Annotated in this window: 20 protein-coding genes; 5 read left to right on the top strand and 15 right to left on the bottom strand. The window is 62.8% G+C overall.

What is annotated here, in order from left to right; genetic code table 11:
• Positions 1-26: 26 nt before the first annotated feature.
• Positions 27-317 carry a hypothetical protein gene (locus ACVJ5M_RS25035; protein WP_063983283.1) on the bottom strand — a complete coding sequence of 97 codons (291 nt, stop codon included), beginning with the start codon at positions 315-317 and terminating at the stop codon, positions 27-29.
• Between the two features lie 162 nt (positions 318-479).
• On the opposite strand from ACVJ5M_RS25035, the gene ACVJ5M_RS25030 reads away from it, so the two are divergent.
• Entirely contained in the window at positions 480-1,070 is a 591-nt protein-coding gene (locus ACVJ5M_RS25030) for a TIGR00645 family protein (RefSeq protein WP_063983282.1), read from the top strand.
• Positions 1,071-1,088: 18 nt separating this feature from the next.
• Here ACVJ5M_RS25030 and ACVJ5M_RS25025 read toward each other — a convergent pair whose 3' ends face one another.
• The gene (locus tag ACVJ5M_RS25025; protein ID WP_063986370.1) at positions 1,089-1,409 is read right to left on the bottom strand and encodes a DUF1476 domain-containing protein; all 321 of its coding nucleotides are present in this window, start codon (positions 1,407-1,409) and stop codon (positions 1,089-1,091) included.
• Between the two features lie 261 nt (positions 1,410-1,670).
• Here ACVJ5M_RS25025 and ACVJ5M_RS25020 point away from each other — a divergent pair, with 261 nt between their 5' ends.
• Positions 1,671-1,895: a hypothetical protein gene (locus tag ACVJ5M_RS25020; RefSeq protein WP_028153369.1), complete on the top strand. Its 225-nt coding sequence runs from the start codon at positions 1,671-1,673 to the stop codon at positions 1,893-1,895.
• 58 nt (positions 1,896-1,953) lie between these two features.
• Here the strand turns inward: ACVJ5M_RS25020 and ACVJ5M_RS25015 are convergent, their stop codons facing one another.
• From ACVJ5M_RS25015 to ACVJ5M_RS24980, 8 genes are all read right to left on the bottom strand, one after another.
• The gene (locus ACVJ5M_RS25015; protein ID WP_028153368.1) at positions 1,954-2,145 is read right to left on the bottom strand and encodes a hypothetical protein; all 192 of its coding nucleotides are present in this window, start codon (positions 2,143-2,145) and stop codon (positions 1,954-1,956) included.
• Positions 2,146-2,260: 115 nt separating this feature from the next.
• Entirely contained in the window at positions 2,261-2,794 is a 534-nt protein-coding gene (locus ACVJ5M_RS25010) for a DJ-1/PfpI family protein (RefSeq protein WP_354099680.1), read from the bottom strand.
• Positions 2,791-2,916: a hypothetical protein gene (locus ACVJ5M_RS25005; RefSeq protein ID WP_354099681.1), complete on the bottom strand. Its 126-nt coding sequence runs from the start codon at positions 2,914-2,916 to the stop codon at positions 2,791-2,793. The genes ACVJ5M_RS25010 and ACVJ5M_RS25005 overlap by 4 nt, the downstream gene beginning before the upstream one ends.
• A 31-nt stretch (positions 2,917-2,947) precedes the next feature.
• Positions 2,948-5,155, bottom strand: coding sequence for a multicopper oxidase family protein (locus tag ACVJ5M_RS25000; RefSeq protein WP_354099682.1), 2,208 nt, complete (start codon positions 5,153-5,155; stop codon positions 2,948-2,950).
• Between the two features lie 10 nt (positions 5,156-5,165).
• Positions 5,166-6,140 (bottom strand): NAD(P)/FAD-dependent oxidoreductase, encoded by a 975-nt coding sequence (locus ACVJ5M_RS24995; RefSeq protein ID WP_456679416.1) that lies wholly within the window; start codon positions 6,138-6,140, stop codon positions 5,166-5,168.
• A 173-nt stretch (positions 6,141-6,313) separates the two neighbouring features.
• Positions 6,314-6,730, bottom strand: coding sequence for a hypothetical protein (locus tag ACVJ5M_RS24990; protein WP_283016475.1), 417 nt, complete (start codon positions 6,728-6,730; stop codon positions 6,314-6,316).
• Positions 6,727-9,006 carry a LodA/GoxA family CTQ-dependent oxidase gene (locus tag ACVJ5M_RS24985; RefSeq protein WP_354096340.1) on the bottom strand — a complete coding sequence of 760 codons (2,280 nt, stop codon included), beginning with the start codon at positions 9,004-9,006 and terminating at the stop codon, positions 6,727-6,729. Before ACVJ5M_RS24985 ends, ACVJ5M_RS24990 begins: the two co-directional genes overlap by 4 nt.
• 18 nt (positions 9,007-9,024) lie before the next feature.
• Complete coding sequence (locus ACVJ5M_RS24980; RefSeq protein WP_354099684.1) at positions 9,025-11,130, bottom strand: tyrosinase family protein; 2,106 nt, start codon at positions 11,128-11,130, stop codon at positions 9,025-9,027.
• Positions 11,131-11,857: 727 nt separating this feature from the next.
• Here ACVJ5M_RS24980 and ACVJ5M_RS24975 point away from each other — a divergent pair.
• Positions 11,858-12,238 carry a hypothetical protein gene (locus ACVJ5M_RS24975; protein ID WP_456679415.1) on the top strand — a complete coding sequence of 127 codons (381 nt, stop codon included), beginning with the start codon at positions 11,858-11,860 and terminating at the stop codon, positions 12,236-12,238.
• Positions 12,239-12,331: 93 nt separating this feature from the next.
• On the opposite strand, the gene ACVJ5M_RS24970 is transcribed toward ACVJ5M_RS24975, so the two are convergent.
• On the bottom strand, positions 12,332-12,553 hold the full coding sequence (locus ACVJ5M_RS24970; RefSeq protein WP_456679414.1) for a hypothetical protein: 222 nt from the start codon (positions 12,551-12,553) through the stop codon (positions 12,332-12,334).
• Positions 12,554-12,634: 81 nt separating this feature from the next.
• Between ACVJ5M_RS24970 and ACVJ5M_RS24965 the strand changes: the two genes are divergently transcribed.
• Positions 12,635-13,111, top strand: coding sequence for a type II toxin-antitoxin system RelE/ParE family toxin (locus ACVJ5M_RS24965; protein ID WP_354133661.1), 477 nt, complete (start codon positions 12,635-12,637; stop codon positions 13,109-13,111).
• A complete protein-coding gene (locus ACVJ5M_RS24960; RefSeq protein WP_354133660.1) occupies positions 13,108-13,404 on the top strand; it encodes a helix-turn-helix domain-containing protein in 297 nt (98 codons plus the stop codon). The genes ACVJ5M_RS24965 and ACVJ5M_RS24960 overlap by 4 nt, the downstream gene beginning before the upstream one ends.
• Positions 13,405-13,800: 396 nt before the next feature.
• Here the strand turns inward: ACVJ5M_RS24960 and ACVJ5M_RS24955 are convergent, their stop codons facing one another.
• From ACVJ5M_RS24955 to ACVJ5M_RS24940, 4 genes are all read right to left on the bottom strand, one after another.
• The gene (locus ACVJ5M_RS24955; protein WP_456679413.1) at positions 13,801-14,349 is read right to left on the bottom strand and encodes a YfbU family protein; all 549 of its coding nucleotides are present in this window, start codon (positions 14,347-14,349) and stop codon (positions 13,801-13,803) included.
• A gap of 293 nt (positions 14,350-14,642) precedes the next feature.
• Entirely contained in the window at positions 14,643-15,293 is a 651-nt protein-coding gene (locus ACVJ5M_RS24950) for a hypothetical protein (RefSeq protein ID WP_456679412.1), read from the bottom strand.
• A complete protein-coding gene (locus tag ACVJ5M_RS24945) occupies positions 15,290-15,601 on the bottom strand; it encodes a hypothetical protein (protein WP_456679411.1) in 312 nt (103 codons plus the stop codon). The genes ACVJ5M_RS24950 and ACVJ5M_RS24945 overlap by 4 nt, the downstream gene beginning before the upstream one ends.
• Positions 15,598-17,607, bottom strand: a complete 2,010-nt coding sequence (locus ACVJ5M_RS24940; RefSeq protein ID WP_456679410.1) for a hypothetical protein — start codon at positions 17,605-17,607, stop codon at positions 15,598-15,600. Before ACVJ5M_RS24940 ends, ACVJ5M_RS24945 begins: the two co-directional genes overlap by 4 nt.
• Positions 17,608-17,629: the final 22 nt, after the last annotated feature.

The raw sequence follows: 17,629 nt of genomic DNA, 5'->3' as shown, positions 1-17,629 counted from the left end.
CCCCAAACCTCCGAATCACGCGCTGCTCAGCGCAGGCCCAATAGCGAGCGGCGATAAAGGCTGTCGCGGGCCTCGCTCAGGCAGACGAAGCTGCCGTCGAAACCCTGGCCATACCGCTTCTGGCCCTTGCCGTAGTAGATGCCTTTCCTGAAATCGAGCCAGACCACCTGATCGTGCGGGCAATGACGTTGCGCCTGCGCCTCGTAGCGAAACGGCGTCAGCGGCGTCGCCGAGACCTCCGCGCCACCGGCGCCAACCACGATTGCGACGGCGACCGCGATGCCGCCGAGCCTTTTGCCGAAGCCGCTCCAAGACACCCCCGCCTCCCGATTCAAGCCCTGACTCTTTCGCCGTTCGGCACGGTAGCACGAGACTGCGCGATCTGCCGGCCGCAGCCAGCGGCTTGGCCGTCTTCCACCGGCCATCTTGTCGGGTTACATGAAGGCGAGATCATCTCAGCTCGCGAGGATGCTGCCTGAATGTCGGTTGAGCCTGGACCCGAGTCCGAACTGCGCACCGAACCCCGCCCGCCGTTGCCGCGTTTGGGCCTGCTGCCGATGATCATCTTCGGCTCGCGCTGGCTGCAACTGCCGCTCTATCTCGGACTGATCGTGGCGCAATGCGTCTACATCGTGCTGTTCCTCAAGGAGCTCTGGCATCTTTCCTGGCACGCGATCGACCTCACCGAACAGCAGATCATGATGAGCGTGCTGGCGCTGATCGACGTCGTGATGATCTCCAACCTGCTCGTGATGGTCATCGTCGGCGGCTACGAGACCTTCGTTTCGCGGCTCGACCTCCAGGGTCATCCCGACGAGCCGGAATGGCTCGGCCACGTCAATGCGAGCGTCCTGAAGATCAAGCTCGCCATGGCCATCATCGGCATCTCCTCGATCGCGCTGCTGCGCACCTTCATCGAGGCCGGCAATCTAGGCTCGAACCGCGCCGGCTTCACCGAGACCGGCGTGATGTGGCAGGTCCTGATCCACATCACCTTCATCGCCTCGGCGATCGGCATTGCCTACGTCGACAGGCTCAGCGACTCCGGAATGCGCAAGCACGCCGAGTGAGGGCAACGGCCGGCCTTCTTATTGTTTGCTTGCTTCGAGCTGCGCGAGCGCCTGGTGCAGGCACTCCTGAAGCTTCTGCGCGACCTGCTCGCGCGCGACGCCCTTGGCGGCAAGATCGCCGGACACCTTGCCCACGACATCGTCGATGCTCTGGCTCTCCAGATTGTCTGTCACCAGCGCCGTTGCGTAGCTTGCCGCGGCGTCGCCGCTGAGCCCGAGCTGGCCCGCGGCCCAGAGCCCGAGCAGCTTGTTGGACCGGGCCGTGGCCTTGAACATGAATTCCTCGTCGTGAGCGAATTTGGCCTCAAAGCCCTGCTCGCGCTTGTCGAACGTGGTCATGGTCAGCTCCAATGCGTTTTCGCTGAGGAGAATCGGACTGGCTGGGAGCGAACGTCTCCGTGGTTCTCGTCAGTTTAGGATCATTTGAATCTTCCTCCCGGAAGGCAGAGGCCGTCAAGCCTGCGCGGTGGTGCACCGCAGCCCGGGCGTGGGCACGGCACGCACCAGCGCCGCGCCAGCCAAATCGGCTAGGCAGAGATGTTTACCGTCCGTTAAGCAGACTCGGCGCCGGATGGGCCGGGGGACATCAAGAGCTGGCGCATGAACAAAGAGCTGCGGGAGTTTCGACGGCTTGAACGGGTCTGCCTGGAGCAGGCTGCCCTCTCCACCATGGATCTCGCGCGAAGCGGGTTGCTCAAGGTGGCCGACGATTGTCGCATCGCGGCCGAAGCGATCGAGGCGCAAGCGCCCCGCGGCGCGTTCGCCGGCGCCGTCCAGGCGCTTAAGCTGGCTTTGAGCGCAACGGGAATGTCCAACCGGCATTAGCGGCCGGTCTCCGGTTGGGAGATCGCTTCAGAAGATTGTGGGCGGCGACCGCGTTCGGTCAGCCCTTCGCCTCGGCCGCTTCGCGCGCGAGCCGCTCGGCCCTCAGCCGTTCCTTATTGGCGTAAAACGCCTTCTGGGCCTCTTCGTGATCGCGCATGGCCTTTTCGGCCTCGATCCGGCGTGCGGCATCACGAGCCTGGCGCTGCTCAGGGGTCAGGGGTTTGCGTCGGAAGGAAAGGTCTTCGGTCATGCGGAGACAACGCGCGAGCAACGAAACGGTTCCATGAGTTGAACCCGGCAGTCGATGCGGCCGATTGAAGTATCAACATATCAGATAGTTAGATGATGCATTCGGTCGGCCGGACCTATTGCGTCGACCCCGGCGGCTTGACGCCTGTGAGCGGGCACTGCGGTGCCGCGGGAATCGCGCTGCGGACGGGCGGGTCCGGATAGTATTGGGTGTTCTGCTGAACCTCACGCGCCAGCTCCGTGCCTCCGAGCAGCGTGATCAACATCAGGGCCTCGTCGAGGCCCGCGGATATTCCGCCTCCGGTCAGGCGATTGCGATCCAGCACGAAACGCGGATGTCCGTCGGCAACCTTCACCTTCGGGAACAGCGTCGGGAAGCATTCCAGGAAAGCCCAGTGCGTCGTCGCCCAATGGTCGTCGAGAAGGCCCGATGCCGCGAACAGCATTGCTCCCTCGCAGACCGAGCACATGTACTTCGCACCGGCGGCCTGCCTGGTCAGAAACTGGACGTAGGTCCGGTGCGGATCGTTGATGATCTCGGTGAGCGCGACTGGATCGCCGCCGGGAATCCAGACGGCATCATATTGGGTGCACTCCGCGAAGGATTTTGCGACCTCGAACGGAAATCCCCGGTTGCGAAACCGTTTCATTCCCGGCTTCCCGGCTTTGCCGCGACGACCTCGACGTCGAAGTCGGCCCAGTCGAACATTTCGAAGGGACCGGCGACGTCGAGCATGTCGACGCCGTCGTAGACGGGGATGCCGATCTTCATCGCGCGTAATCCTCCCTGCTTCCTGTGACGATCAATGTTTGTGGCCTACGGGCGTCGCCGCGGGTGTCGCCGTCGGCTGCTTGGCATGGCGCATCCCCGCCATCCCGAGGCCGCCGCCCGGCGCGTTGAGGTCGGGAACGATCGCGATATTGGCCATCATGCCCGCGTCCTCGTGGTCCAGGATGTGGCAATGCAGGACGTACTCGCCGATGTAGCGGTCGTACCGCGTCCTGACGCGGATCTGATAGTTGTTCTCGACGATGATCGTGTCGCGGAATGTGTGCCACATGCCACAATACTGGTTGGCCAGTTGCTGCTTGTCGGCATACACGATGTCAGCTTTGCAGGTGCCGTCGGGATTGTAGATCGATATCTGCTGACCGTTGGTGTTGGTGGTGGTGACGTCGATCACCTGGAACGGATTGACGTGGATATGGAAGATGTGCGGCTCGCCTTGCGCGGACAGCAGCCAATCGTCCGTGGTGTTGACCTCGCGCGTGAAGTTCACCACGTCGGGATCGTACGAGGCGTTGTTGACCGTGAAGGCCGGGAAGTTGATCGCGAAGGCCGCCTGCTGCTGCTGGCTGCCCGCAGCCGGCGGCGCAAGGTTTTCGAATGGCGCCCACGGCCGCAGATCGCCGTCACGCAGCCCGGTGCGAACGGCGTCCGGCAGCGTCGGATTGGCATCGTATAGCGCCTTGCCGACATAGGCCTGCAGGTCCCCCGTCACGGGCTGGCCTCCGCGCACATGGACATAGGCCAGCAATTGCGGCGTCGTCGGCCCCTGCCCGCCGCCATTGCCGTTGGACACGCGCTCAGCCTTCGGCGCCGCCTGGTTGAGCAGGCAATAGTCCCCGTCCGAGGGGAATACGACGAGGACGTCGCTCCGATAGCCGGGCTGCATGTAGTTCGATTCGAGCACGCCGCCGACTTGCGAGGCGTGCACGGTGCGCAATTTGGTCCGGGTCAGACCGTCGGATGCGATCTCGAACTGCGGGATCAGTGTGCCCGTCGAGGCGTTGCAGGCGGCCAGAAGATCGGCCTTCTGCTGCTGGCGGTTGCCGCTCAGCGCCGAGGTCGCGATCAGGTTCGTTGTGCCGACCGGCGTGGCGCGCACGAGCTGAATGTTAATCGTGTCATGAATGCCGGCATGCACGAAGCGCCAGCGTTGGATCTCGCCCGCCGGCACGGTGAGCGTCGGCTGCACGATGCCATTGACGCTGGTGAAGCGGCCATTGGTGTCCCAGATCGACGATGAGTCCAGTTGCAAGCCAAAGTTCTCGACGACGCCGGGGCTTACCGGATTGCCTGACGTCGCCAGTGGGCACGTCCACGGCGCGTTGGCGATATTTGCCGGACTGTTGGCGTTGTAGAGTCCCTGCGTGGTGTAGATCTGCTGCCACGGGCCGCCGGGCTGGTTCGGCTGGTTGGCGAAGCAGGCATAGGCGATCTGCTGAAACAGGAAGAGCTGCTCCTTGAACGGGGCGCCGTTGACGTCATGCAGGACCGTGTCGATATCGGCAATCGGCTTCGGGTTCTGCGGCGACGGTGGCGCATAGGGTCGCTCGCCCTTGACGACCAGCACGCCCGAGGCGCCGCTCGCCACCTGCACTGCCGTCGAGCCATGACGGTGGGCGTGATACCAGAACGTCCCCGCCGGATGGTCGTTGGGGATGTTGATCTCATACGGAAACTTCGTCTGTGGGGCGATGTTGAGCAGCACGTTGTCGCTGTTGCCGGCAGGCGAAACGTGCAGGCCGTGCGTGTGTAGGTTGGTGGTGTTGAAGCACCCGACCAACGCCGGCAAGCCCAGCCCCTCCGGCGGATTGGGCAAACAGCTCGGGTCGTCCTTCGCGAGCTGGTTGATCAGGTCGACGCGCAGCGTATCGCCGGGCTTGATGAAGATCGCCGGGCCCGACTTGCAGCCGCCATAGGAGCGCAGCTCGACGGGGTCGAGGCCATCGGGTTGCGGATCGGTCGGATCCGGGTTGTTGATGAAGAAGCGGCCGCGCATGAAGTTGAGCACCACCGAGACGATCGAGCCGCTGCGCGAGATCGATCCTTGCGGCCGGCAACCGCCGACAGCCGGCGCCACGCCGGCCTCCAGGGCCACGACATTGCCCTGTCCGGGCAGCGTCGGCGGCGGTTCGAAAGCACGGGGAACCGGCGCCGCGAATGCTGGAAGGCTCGGTCCCAGCGCGGCGACGACAAGACCAATTCGCGCGAAGCTCTTCATCATGTTGTCCGCCCTACTGTTCCAGAAGACTGCTCGAAGGATTGCGTGAAGGCGCGTCGGCATGCCGGCGCCGCCAGAACGGGCGCTCGGACCAGCGCGAAACACTGCCGTAGTGTTCGCTCAGCGTCGTCGCGTAGGCCGCAGCTTCGCGCGCGATCCACACGCCGTAGCGATCGAGAGCGGCCGCATCACCGCGCGCGAGGCAATCGCTGGCGGCATAGGCGGCGAACACGCCCGAGCGCATGGCCTTGACCACGCCATGACCCGAGATCGGATCAAAAGCGCTCGCGGCATCGCCTGCGCAGAGGAAATGGAAGCCGGCAGTCGTTGCGGCGTACCGACTGCCCGCAGGGATCAAGCGGGGTGGTTCGAGCCGAATGATCTTGCTCGCGAGCGCCGAGACGAATTGCGTCCTGGCGAGAGCTCTGCGCCAGCCGTCCGGCGTGTTCAGCCTGAGGCCACGCGCGAGATCGGCATCGGTCATGCAGGCAAAAGCGCGCCTGCCCTGGTCGAGTGCCATCGTGTACCACCAGCCGTCTTCAAAGGCCTCGACGAGCAGTTCCGGTGCCGCCGGTCCCGACGTCGTCGCCTCGGCATAGGCCGCAATCAGGCGGTCCTGCGCTTTCGCCCGCGATCCCTGGCGATCGGCGAGCGCGCGGGCGCGGCCCGTCGCATCGATGATCAGCCGGGCCGAATGGCTGGTGCCGTCGTCGCAAACGACCGACCAGCCGTCCGCCTCGCGCGCGAGATGACAGACCTTCGCATCGACGCGCTCGGCCGCGCGGCAACCCTCCGCCGTCAGCCAGCCATCGAACGCCATTCGATCAACGCGCCATGACGGCCCGCGCGCTTCCAGCAGCAATTCGCTCGACGTCAGGCCGGCCTGGTCCCAGGAGGTGAGCGTGCGGTGCGACGGCGCAAAGCCCTGCGCCAGGAAAGTCGGCCACAGACCCAACTGCCGCAGCACCGGCTGGACCAACGGTGACAAGACCTCGCCTCGTCCTTGGTCTCGTCCCGGGCCCCGTCCTTCGCCGCGCCCGCGCCGCCCGGACGGCGCGATCACGGCCACCCGAAGCTCTGGCGCGCACATCGCAAGCGCGCGGGAAGCGGCCGCTCCGGCTGGACCTGCGCCTGCAACGATGATGTCGAACGCGGCCAAGGTCAGTCGGCCCGGACTGCGTAGAACGACGCCACGACGCCGGCAGGCGCCACCGTGCCGGGCGAGCCGCCGCTGTGCGGGATGGTCCGGATCACCGAGCCGACGATAGCCGGACGCTGGTCGACGCCATTGGGCCAGGCCGGCACCAGCGAGCCCCAATAATCGTAGATCCATTCCTCGCCGCCGACGACGCCGGTGCCCTGGAAACGCACCTGCATCGGCGCCCCGTAGGCGCGCGATCCCTTCAGCGCGAGCGACCAGCCCGGGCCGCCGATCGTGCCGGTCAGCAGCTGCATCGGCCCGTCCGCGATCTCGATCGTGCCGCGGCCGAATTCGAGATTGTTGAAGGCCGTGTTGACGTCGGGATCGTTGAGCAGGCTGCGATAGGTCCAATGTCCGACGAATGGATTGTCGCTCATGATGCCTCGCTTTTGGGATCGGGCCGCGACCCGGTTGTTCGCTCGACGCTGATGTATTTGGGCCCTTGATAACTGTCGGCGGGCTTGACGGCCGGCTCGTAGGGATTGCGCACGATGAAACCGAGCAGCGACCACTCAGTGACCATCTTGAGGTCGCCGACCGGCGTCTGCGGGACGCCGCGGCTCCAAGTGGTCCAGACGTAATTGGGCTTTCCGTTCGAGACCGAGGCGATCTCGAACGACTGCAACGGCCGATGCGCCGGCCACCACAATGTGGTCCAGGTCTTCTCGTCGCGTCGCAAGCGATCGTCATTGTCGCTGCCCGGCCACAGATTGTTCCAGTCGGCGTAGGTGATGTTGATCGGCTGCGTGGTGCACTCGTTGAAATCGGACTGCCAGGGCAGACCCATATATTTGGTGAGGTCACCCGGCTGAAGACCGGTCTCGAAATCGTTGTCCTGGCTGAGCGGCGAGTTGACGTTGAAGGTCGGGTCGGCAATCACGGTGCCGTGGTCCTGGTTGGCCTGGGCGGCGCTCTGCAGGAAATCCGAGACGCTGCGATCGGCGTTGATGCGATACGGCGCCCAGTAGATCGAAGGGTTGCGCATCACCCAGCCGAGCTCGGCGCCCGGACAAAAGGCGCCGCCGAGCACGTTGCTGAGCACGCCGCGGTCGAGCTCGCGGCCGGTCTTCGGCGGTGTCTTCGGATAAGGCGCGAAGGGTGAATAGCCGTCGGGTAGCCAGCCCTCCTCCTTCTCGTTGATGAACCAGCCGCGCGCCCACTGGCCGAGGATGAAGAGCTGGTACTGGGTGAGATGAAGGAACTTCGACGGCGTCTCGTTGGTCAGCGGATTGTCGCCGCACAGCAATGGCATCAGCGGCAGCGAATGGACGCGCGACGATGCCCGGTCCTGCACCTGGAAGGAATTGGCCTCGCCCGCACGGCGCAACAGATCGAACAGGAAGCGGCGCATCGGTCCGTAGGGATCGTCGGCCTTGGAATAGTGGGTCGGACCTGCGACCGCCGCCACCGCCATGACCGCTTCGCCCTGACTGGCATCGCGCAACGGTGCATCCGACGGTGTCGCCGTCGCCGTCGGCCGCGTCGCGCGTTTCGGGGTCTTTGATAATTTGTCCGGATCGAACGTGCCGCGCTGCGCCTGATCGTGCGGGTAGTTCGATTGCTGAAGGATATCGTTCAGATACCTGAATTCATCCGGCCGGAACAGGATCGGCCAGATGTCGCGATAGAACCACGGCCGGTAGTTGCGATTCCAGGCAAGACGGCCGGCCTGCCAGTGACGCAGCGCCGCCTCGTCGCGGAACGGGATCTGCTGCGGATCGTCATAGGTGCCGAGCGTCCCATAGATGCCGGTATCGGTGGCGAACTGGCGCACATAGAGATCGTACAGCACCTCGTCCATCGTGATCATGTCGAGGATCTCAGGGACGAAGCGCGGATAGCCAACCACGACCCAGGCCGGAAACTCGACGTCGATGTAGCGGGTCTGGCCGACCTGTTTCGAATACATGATCAGCCGCGCCATCACCGGCCCATCGGAGATGTCGTCGTACCAGCCGTCGGTGTTGGCATAGTCCTCGATCTTCGGACCGAAGCTGCCGTTGACGTCCATGCCCGAATTGCCGTGACCGCCGAGCACGACCAGGCGGCCCTTGTTGTCGGTCATCATTTCGCCCAGCGTGTCGATGTCGAACGGCTGGAGGCCCCTCGGCGGGAACGTGGTGGCATAGCCGCCGGGGCCGCCCGAGCGATCGAAATGCGCGCGCCGGTTGGTGGTCGCGTTCACGCTGCGCGGGCCGGGATCGATGATGAGCAGGTCGCGGTCCTGGCCGGTGATGTCGGCGTTGCGGCGCGCACTGCCGGGCGCGTAGCCATGCTCGCCCTTGAGCTCGGTGAACGGGTACCAGGAGGCCTTCTTGTTGGCGACATAGACGCGCCACTGGATGTCGACGAGCACACCATGATTGCCGCCGCCCTCCACGGCATCGCCGAGCGCCAGCGGCCTGCCTTCCGGGGACTCGTCGTCATAGACGAAGATCTGGAAGCGCGCGGCCTGCCGCTTCACGCGACCCTGCGCATCCTTGAACGTCTTGACCGGAACGGGTGTGACCCCGTCGGGGCCGTGCAGGGGATTGCCGAAACTATCGCAGGCGAGCGGCATCGCCGCGGGCGTCTCCGGCGCGAGGTAGAATTCGTTGTCGCTGTTGCCCAGGCGCGCGATGCCGATGCCCGGATGGATTCGATACGTCGCCATGACTTCCCCGCCGCTTTCTCAATCCAGGAAACTGATCGACACGCCTTCCAGCTTCAGAAGCTCCCTCTCCTCCTGGTAGTCGCCGCCGATCACGACCAGCGTGATCTGCAGCGGGCCCTTCTTCTTGAGCGCCTGCCTCGCGGCGGCCGTGACGTCGATGCGATGGACGCGTGGCGTGTTGTGGCTGCGCCCGCGCTGGTCGAAGCGCCGCGGCTGCGGCGGCGGGATATCGCAATGGCCGGGACCGCCGTAGCAGGCCCCATGTCCGAAGATCGAGATGTAGCCGGCGTAGTGCGGATTGCCCTTGATCGGCGTCGAGGCATCGGCCCCGGGTTCGTTCAGGAAGGCGCGCACGAAGCAGGAGCGCATCAATTGCGGCACCTGATGCAGGCGGATCTCCGCGCGTTTGAAGCTGCGTGCGGCCTGCGGCACGTTGATCGGCTGCGACACGAAGCGGCTGACTGGCGCCTCGAGCCCGACCGGCATGAAATGCGAGCTGCGAACGTATTCGTAGCCGAACGGCGCGATGTCGAGCGTGTCGCGGATCGTGTAGTTCCACGGCGACAGCACGGAATCGAGATCCGCCGGCAGCGCATTCGGATTGAGCTTCTGCCACTCCCACCAGATCCGATCGATATTGACGTGGATCGGCCAGAACACCGGGTCGTAGGAGGCCGTCAGGTTGCTGAACATGTCGCCGGAGCGCGGCTGCGAATAAAGATCCGGGCGCGCGTGGAAACGGCGCCCGCCGACCTGTACGGCATCGTTGCGGCGCTTGGCGAGCGCGCGCAGACGTGTGGTCTCGGCGTCGGATTGCGATGCAGCCGCCGCAGTCGGGGCATCTTTGCAGACATAGGTCGCCTGCCCTGCATCCGGATTCTGCCCACCGGTCCAGATGTGCATGGTGTTGTGCGGATTCTGGTCGAGGAACCCAAACGCCGCGTCGTAGATGCTGCCGCCGCCGAAGTCGCGGAAATTGTTGAGGCTCAGGATCTGGGCGATGTCGTCGGCCGACGGGTAATGATAGTTGATCGCCTGGTTGATAGTCTGTCCCTTGGGATATTCGGCCGGATAGCGCAGCGGATACCAGAGCGAGTTCGAGTGCAGCAGCGCGTCGATGAAGCGCTGGCGGTTGGCATTCTCAGTATCCGGCGTGACGGCCGCATAGCCGATCTTGCTGATGACGTAGCAGAAGAAGCGGTGCTGTGAGGTGAAGGTGACGCGGTCATGCGCGAGCGCCAGGATCGCCTTCTTCTGCGCCGCCGTCGGCGCCGGGTCGAGCGCCGCCAACAGCGTCTCCGCCGCTTCCTCGGTGAGATAGGCCTTCATCGAATTCGGAATGATGCGGCCCTTGTCCGGCTCCTCCGGCCGGTACTCCGGCATCGTGAAGTCCCAGTACGGGAGCATCAGCCCGGGCTCGAAGTCCTGAAGGTTCTGTTCGAACTCGTAGAGATAGGCGCGGTGCCAGGGCAGGAAGCGCTCCCAGCCGTGCTGGCAATGGTTCTGGTGGATCAGCGCCTGGTTGTTGTAGTTGCGCCGGTCTTCCGGCCAGTGGTCGAGATCGTAAAGCCGGCGGAAGCCGCGGCGCAGCCGTTCGAGCTGCGGCTCGCTCATGCAGTCGACGTTCATGCGCCGCCGGGGCTCGCCGGCATCCGCGGCCGGCGAATAGCCGTCGGCAGCAACCGCAAATTCGGCGATCTCGCTCACCTTCACCGTCGCAGTCTTCGCCGGCTTGCCAGGCGCAAGCTCAACTGCGACGCTGGTCGCATCATCCGGGCAGCCGGCATCGATCCAGTCGGCAATGCGGTCGACGTCCGCGGGCGTGACGCGCTTGCCGCCCCATGGCAGCGCCGGAAACCGGCCGCCGTCGAACGGTGCTTCACCGCGCAATCCCCTGATCAATCCGGACGCGTCGCTGCGCGCATGCGGCGGGATGCAGCAGGCGTGGCCCTCCGGCACTGGAGCAACCATCTTGATGCCGAAGATCTCGGCCGCCTCCAGCGCCTGTGCGCCCTTGTCCCAAAACCGTCCAGCGCCACCATAATCAGCGGTGCTATCGCCGGCAGCTTCATCCAGGATCGCCTTCACGCGCGCATAAGCAACGGTCAATGCTTCGGTGTCCATTCCAGCCCCCGGACAGCAAGACGAAGAAGGCCGCCGGAGACTAAGCACAACTTTTGGGTGATGTCACGTAGACACGCACCTTCAACGTCGAAGCAAGCGCGAATATTTTTCGGGGTTGCGTGATCTATTTCATACAACCTTTATCAAAACGACAGATCTGGCCATGCGTCGTGCGGATGAGGCGGATGCGAGCACGAGTGCGTTGCTCAAGCTCAGCGCCGGCCATCGGACGTGTCCGGTCATCAAACGCTGCGTGATTGAGCGCAGCGTGCATTCCAGTCGTCGTGGGACGAAGCCGAGCCACACCGTGAGCGAATCCGAGCCGAACGACTGCTCGACGAAGCCGAGCTTCGCCCTTCCCGGCCTGTTCCCCCATAGGACTTGGTTTTCCCCCGCAAGCGCCAACTTCGCGTTGCCTTGCGCGGTCGACTGCGTTAAGCGACAACCATTCTCTGTCCGGAAGGGTGGCCGAGTGGTTTAAGGCACCGGTCTTGAAAAACGCACGGGCACGTCCCGGCCTATACAACATCGTTTCTTCTCGTCAGCCATTTCAGACACTTGCGACGCTTGCCGCGGTCGCTCCAGCTCATCCAATCCCTGCCCGTCATTTTGAGTTTGGGTCCCGTTTTGGGTCCAAAGAGATCGCTCGCATCCGCGAGTGAGAATGCGGCCCGCCGAGGTGCTGAGAACACCCCAACGGGCCTAACCCCGAGCAAAGGAAGTAGCTATGCCCAAGGCTGAAAACGAAATTATCACACGGCCCTTAAACGCGTCTAACCCAGATCCAATCCTCGCTGCGATCGAGGCCCACAAGGCGGCCTACGCAGCATATCAGGCTGCCGTTGATCGTTACGAGGCGCTGGAGCGCGAGAAGTGCTCGAGAGACGATCCCCGCTGGACACAGGCAGAGCGGGACCTGGACGCCGCCGGCGATGTGGAGACCGGAGCCGCGTGGCGCCTTGTGAACTTCGCGCCATCAACGAAAGACGGAACGCTGGCGCTGTTGGAGTACACAGCCACAATCAAAAGCTGGCCTGACGAATGGTACCCTTCCTTGCTGGTGAAGCTCGCCGATACGCTCAACCATTTCTTTGGCGGGAGGATCTGATGTTGACGCCGATCGATTACTTACCTCGGACTGGCCGTCGCAGGGCTGCCTAGTTCTAGACAGCCGCTACCTCGCCCATCAGTGCCCGTCGGTTCACGCCGGCGGGCTTTTTGCGCGCTCTCCTCCAATAAGCACCCAGCAGAGCACCTTCCCGATCAGGTAGATCAAGAGCGCGCACAGGTAGGCAGCCACGCTAATATCCAAGGCGTCTGACCCGAAGAGGTAGGCTACGCCTGCGACGCCACCGCCGAGGGCCAACAGAAAGGCAGTGCCGTTGAACAGAAGCCAAACGAAGATTGCGATTCTTTCGGCCATCACTTCTCCCTAAACAGGTTTTGTGGGCACCCACACTTTTGAAACCGCCTCTGGAAAACTCACTCTTAAGCGCCTTGGAGCTTGGTAAACGTTCCAATTCTAAATAATACGTTACCAGAAGTTGTAAGATGGAACCGCAAGAGGGGGCTTGCCGTTGCTACGGCAGTGCCGTATATGTGCATGCACGGGGTTATCGAAACTGCAGACTTCCTGAATGATGCGGCTGACGTGGGGATGTCGGCCGAGGAGCGAGGGCTGATCGTAAACGCCCTGTCCGAAGATCCAATGCTTGGCTCTCCAATGGTCGGAACCGGAGGCGCTCGAAAGGTTAGATTCCCGATACCTGGGAAGGGTAAATCGGGTGGCTACCGAGTGGTCCACTACTATGGGGGCAAGGGCATCCCTGTATTCATGCTGGCGGTGTTCAAGAAAAATGAGAAGGACAATCTGACAAACGCCGAAAGAAACGAACTAAAAAAAGAACTGGCCGGGCTCGCAGAGGATTATCTGAAGTCGGTCAAACGCAAAGCAGCCGAGTTACGCAGGAGAGCGAGATGAGCACACTTGGAAAGCGTCTTATCAAGGCCGCGAAAAATGCCCGCAAGATTGCGAGCGGAGAGGCTGATCCCTCTTCCTTTCAGGTCCACATCCCTGAAACTCTCGATGTCCAGAAGATCCGCAGGACACTTGGCCTGAGCCAGGAGGCCTTCGCGCTTCGATTTGGCATCCCTGCGGCAACCCTCAGAGACTGGGAGCAGAAGCGCAGAACACCAGAAGTGTCTGCCCGCATTCTCCTGAAGGTCATAGAGAAGAATCCGGACGCGGTCACGGAGGCGTTGGCTACTGCGTAACCAACGCCGATGTCCGTCCTTCGCATGCATGAACTAACTCAAAATGATCGAACCGCTGACCGATTTGGACAAACTCGATAGTGCGTTCGAGTAGCGGCATTCCATCGAACGAATGTGGGGCCGCTCCGCACGCCGGCAAATGGCGATTTGGCTACCACCCTAGCCCGCGTGTCAACGCGGCCTCCGGAACCCCTGTAAAAATAGGGGTCTGCGATGGGCGCAGAAGCGACCGACCATCCATATTTGGGGAGGGCCGCAGAGCGCGCTGAGAGGCGTTTGTGGCGGGGCTAGGTAGGTAGCGGCCGTCCCTCAAAACGCATGGACGGCCGCACCGGACTCAGGCAAATGGCACTCTAATCTCCGCGGTGGCGGTGCCTACCGCGAGCGTCGAACGTTTCACCGGTTATCTGGGTGAATGCGCTCCTTCAAAATCGCGGTGAGCTCATCCAAGTTGAGCGATCGATTGTGCAGCCCCGCTCGCATCGGCTCAAACACGCGGTACATCCGCAAGTAACCCGGCACCGACTGGAAATGTGAGTTCAGGTCTCGGTCGGCAAAATGACTAAAGCGCTTCAGATCCTTAACTAGGTACGTCGCAATCCCGTAGTGCTCTTCGTTGTTGCCATCAAACCCGCTAAATCGAACGTGCTCGCCGAACGGCTCCGCTTCCTTCTTCAGCCGCTCTTTGTCGTCCGGGGATAGCTTCTCATACGCCTCCTCGATCAACCACCACATATCCATGATATTGGCGGTCTCCTGGACGGCCGGAGGATCCTCACCGCGCTCGAATGGGATGCCTGTATATTGCCAATCGAAGCCCCACAACTTGTCACTCCAGATAGTGTTGGAGATGAAGTTGGGATCAAATTCGCCCTTGATTTCCATCGCCTTGTACATATCGGCAAGCATCAAAAGAATCAGCTTTTCGCCGTCGCTCAGCTTCATAATCGCCCCCAGTCCATTAGGACACGTCTTCTGAGTAAGGTAAGGGCATCCCAATACAACCTGTGGTCTGGTTACGCTAGTCCGACTAGCCGTCCATTTTTCGCATGCCCGGCAACTGACGGGAGATGGTATCAGCCTGCCCGGGCAAGCCCCCAAATAGAAAAACGCCGCCCGGGAGAAACCAATCCCCGGACGGCGCTGAAGCATCGCCGCCGGTACATCCGCGGCCCGCAATGCTGTCTGCTGACGAAGGTCAACCCTAGAGGCAAGGAACCCCCGCCAGCGAAGATACTCTATGCCGCCTTGCGCGCGGCCGCCTCCTCGAGCGCCTGCCAGTGCGCATTGAGCGCGGACTTCCTGGCGCACCGGGTCGTAGCTCCGGGCATTTGGAACGTTGGAAGATTGCTGGCGGCGATTAGCTCGCGGCAGCGCTGGATTGGAATCTCGAGGAAAGCCGCGATAGCCCTGGTCCCGTAGATCAGATCATTTTCAATCGCCACGCCGTCCTCCGTTCTGCTCGGGCTAGAGTTGGGGTTGTCGAACAGGATAGCAAGCTCGCGATGTAGCGCCGCGGCGATGCCATGACGCTGAGGAACGGCCGCCCGGTTTGCGCGTGCCTGTGCTCTGACGTCGCCCAAGTCGACACGGTCGAAGGCGTCTAACCACTCCAAGCCCTTCTCCGGCCATTCCGGATGCGCAAGCATGATGTCGTGGACGGCGTAAAGCGTGAACTCGTTGACGTGCTCCGAGTTGCCGTCGGTTTCCAACAGGGTCCGCAGCAACATGACCAAATGCCCCTCGCCATGGCTTCGATAAATCGCATGCAACGTCGAACCTGCCGTGGTCTGTCCGGGCCCGGGCTTCTTGTTTGTCGGCAGGATCTCCAGGCCGAGCTCGGCGCAGAGCTTGGGGATGCGGGGCGATCGAATAACGGTGGTCTTCACTTCAAGCCCTCCAATCGCGACACTTCGGCCAGACGCTGGATGTCGTCAAGCAACCTATCGAATTGCTCTTCGGCCTCGAGCGCGACCACGGCATCGCTGCCGGACGCGTGCGCGCAATTTCGTAGTTCGTGAAACACTTGCCGGCGCAGATTCGCCGGGATCGCGCCAATCACAAAGGCAGTAGCCGTGCCGAACAAAACCTCGCTGGCGACTTGGCGCACGGCGACGCGATCGAGGCGGTGCTCCAACTCCACAACGCGCGCGGCGACGCGATCGAGGCGTGATTTGCGGCGCTTCCAGAACGTCATAACGGCATGTTCCCGGCGGAGCCGACGTGCGGGACGGACGGTGCAGCGGCGTCAGGACTGCTCTTCCCGGTCGATCCGACGCCGTTGGCGGTGTACTGCCCAGCCAGCTTGATGGCGTTCTGAGCGTTCTGCACCAGCGCCTCGAAGTACTGCGATGCCTTGACCTCGATGGTCTGCTTGACCTCGCCGTGAACCTCCGCAGAACCAGTGAGCTGCGCCTGCACGGTCTCGCTGCCCACACCGGTGCCGTAGGTCGTCGTTGCCGACACCTCTGGCGCCGCAAAAGCGGGCATATCGAATCGCTGGCCTCTTTCCCGTCTTAACCTCGCCGCGCTCTCCGCCGATGCGCCTTCGCGGCCCAAGCCCTCCCAGTATTCTTTGCTATGGAATGACTTGCGGGTGTAATCCCCTCCCATCGGGTCTAGGTCGCCCACAAAAGGCTTGATTGGATCATCCTTGCTGCCGGGGCCATCGTGCTTTCGCCACTTGTCCTGAAACGGAGTATCCCACCAGTTCTGAATCGCGTGCAGACCGGGCGACGACTCCGGCATCTTGCCCGTCCGAACGAAAGTCGCGTAGTTCGCGAAATCGCCCGACACTTTATTCATCGCGCTAGTGACGGTTGCGAGGCCCATAAACGCGCCACCGAGATCTTGCGCCTGCGTTTTGAGTCCCTCGAGCGCGAGCGTGGCGTCCTTGGCCTGAAGGTCCGGAACGCCCTCCAAGCCCGCCGTCTTGCGTCCGCGCGCGCGCTCAACGAGAGACTCGTCGATGAGGTTGGTCGCCATGAGATCGGCCGCGTTCCGGGCCGAGAAGTGATGCTGCAACCAGTCGACGGTCTTGCCCTTGTCCTCCTCGCTCATGTGCTCGCCGAAATGGACACCCTGCTTTTCCAGCAACGGCTTGATGTGCTTTTGCGTCCACTCGTAGTTGTTGGAGATGTAGCCTTCGGAATCGAGGAGCTTGCCGTCCTTATCGAGCAGCCCACTCTCGGTGAGCTCGCCCTTGACCTTCTTGGTCATACGACCGCCGACCAGAGCCGAGAGGCCCGTCGCCAGCTTGTTGCCGAACCCGGAGGTGTGCGACGCCAGGATCGGGAACACGTTTTCCATATAGTCTTTGGACAGACCGTACTTGGCAGACGAGGCCGCCGACAGGTCCGACCGGAATTGCTCGCCGGTGTAGTCCGGGTTGGCCGCCTTGGCTTTCGACCACATATTCATACCGGAGGCGAATTCGGCCGCGCTGTTTGCTTTACCGGCGCCTTCCAGCGCGCGGACGACCTGCTCCAGTTCGTGCTCATCGCCGCCGGAGATCTTGTTGGAAATCCTCGCGCGCGCGTAGGTGTCCGCAACCTCCTTGGCCCGGTCGAAACTCCCGAGGCGCGAAGCGTTCTTACGAAGGTCATCGAGAACGTCGGCGCGGGAAATGCTCGGATACTTCGACGACAGGCTGTCAGCCATGATGTTGGCCTCGCCAAGCTGGCTTTCGCTCAACCCCATCTGGTCGTAGCGGACTGCGGCGCGGTTCTGTGCGCCAGCCGTCGCGACGCTGGACCTGATGGCGTGACCAGCCATATAGGCGCCGCCGACAAGGCCCGCGGCGTGCATGCCGAAACGCGCCGCACTGGATGCCGCGCCCGCGAAGAACTTCTTGTGAGACTTCTCGGTATCGTCCACAGCGGCCTTGACGTTGCGCCAGTGGTCAACCGTCTTGCCCTCCCATTCCTTCAAAGCCCGGACGTAGTGCGCCGCCCGGATCGGGCCGGACTTCAGTTGCGAGTCGAACAGCGCCATTTCCTTGCGGACAGCCTGCAACTCCTTCTCGGATAGCTTTAGCCGCTGCAATTCCTCGTTCAGATTACCGAGGAATTTCGGGGCTTTCACGCCCTCCATCGCCTTGGCGGCCTTCTCGACGCCTTTGAATTTGCTCGCGAGCTTGTCGAATACGTTTCCGGTGGCGTCGGAGGCTGTGATCCGCGCCTCGGCGGAAATGACTTTTGACAACGGCGTAATCCTATTCGGTGAT

This window comes from Bradyrhizobium sp. S3.7.6 (assembly GCF_054061875.1).
Note: the sequence above shows the minus strand (reverse complement) of the source record. Positions and strands in the feature narration are given on the sequence as shown.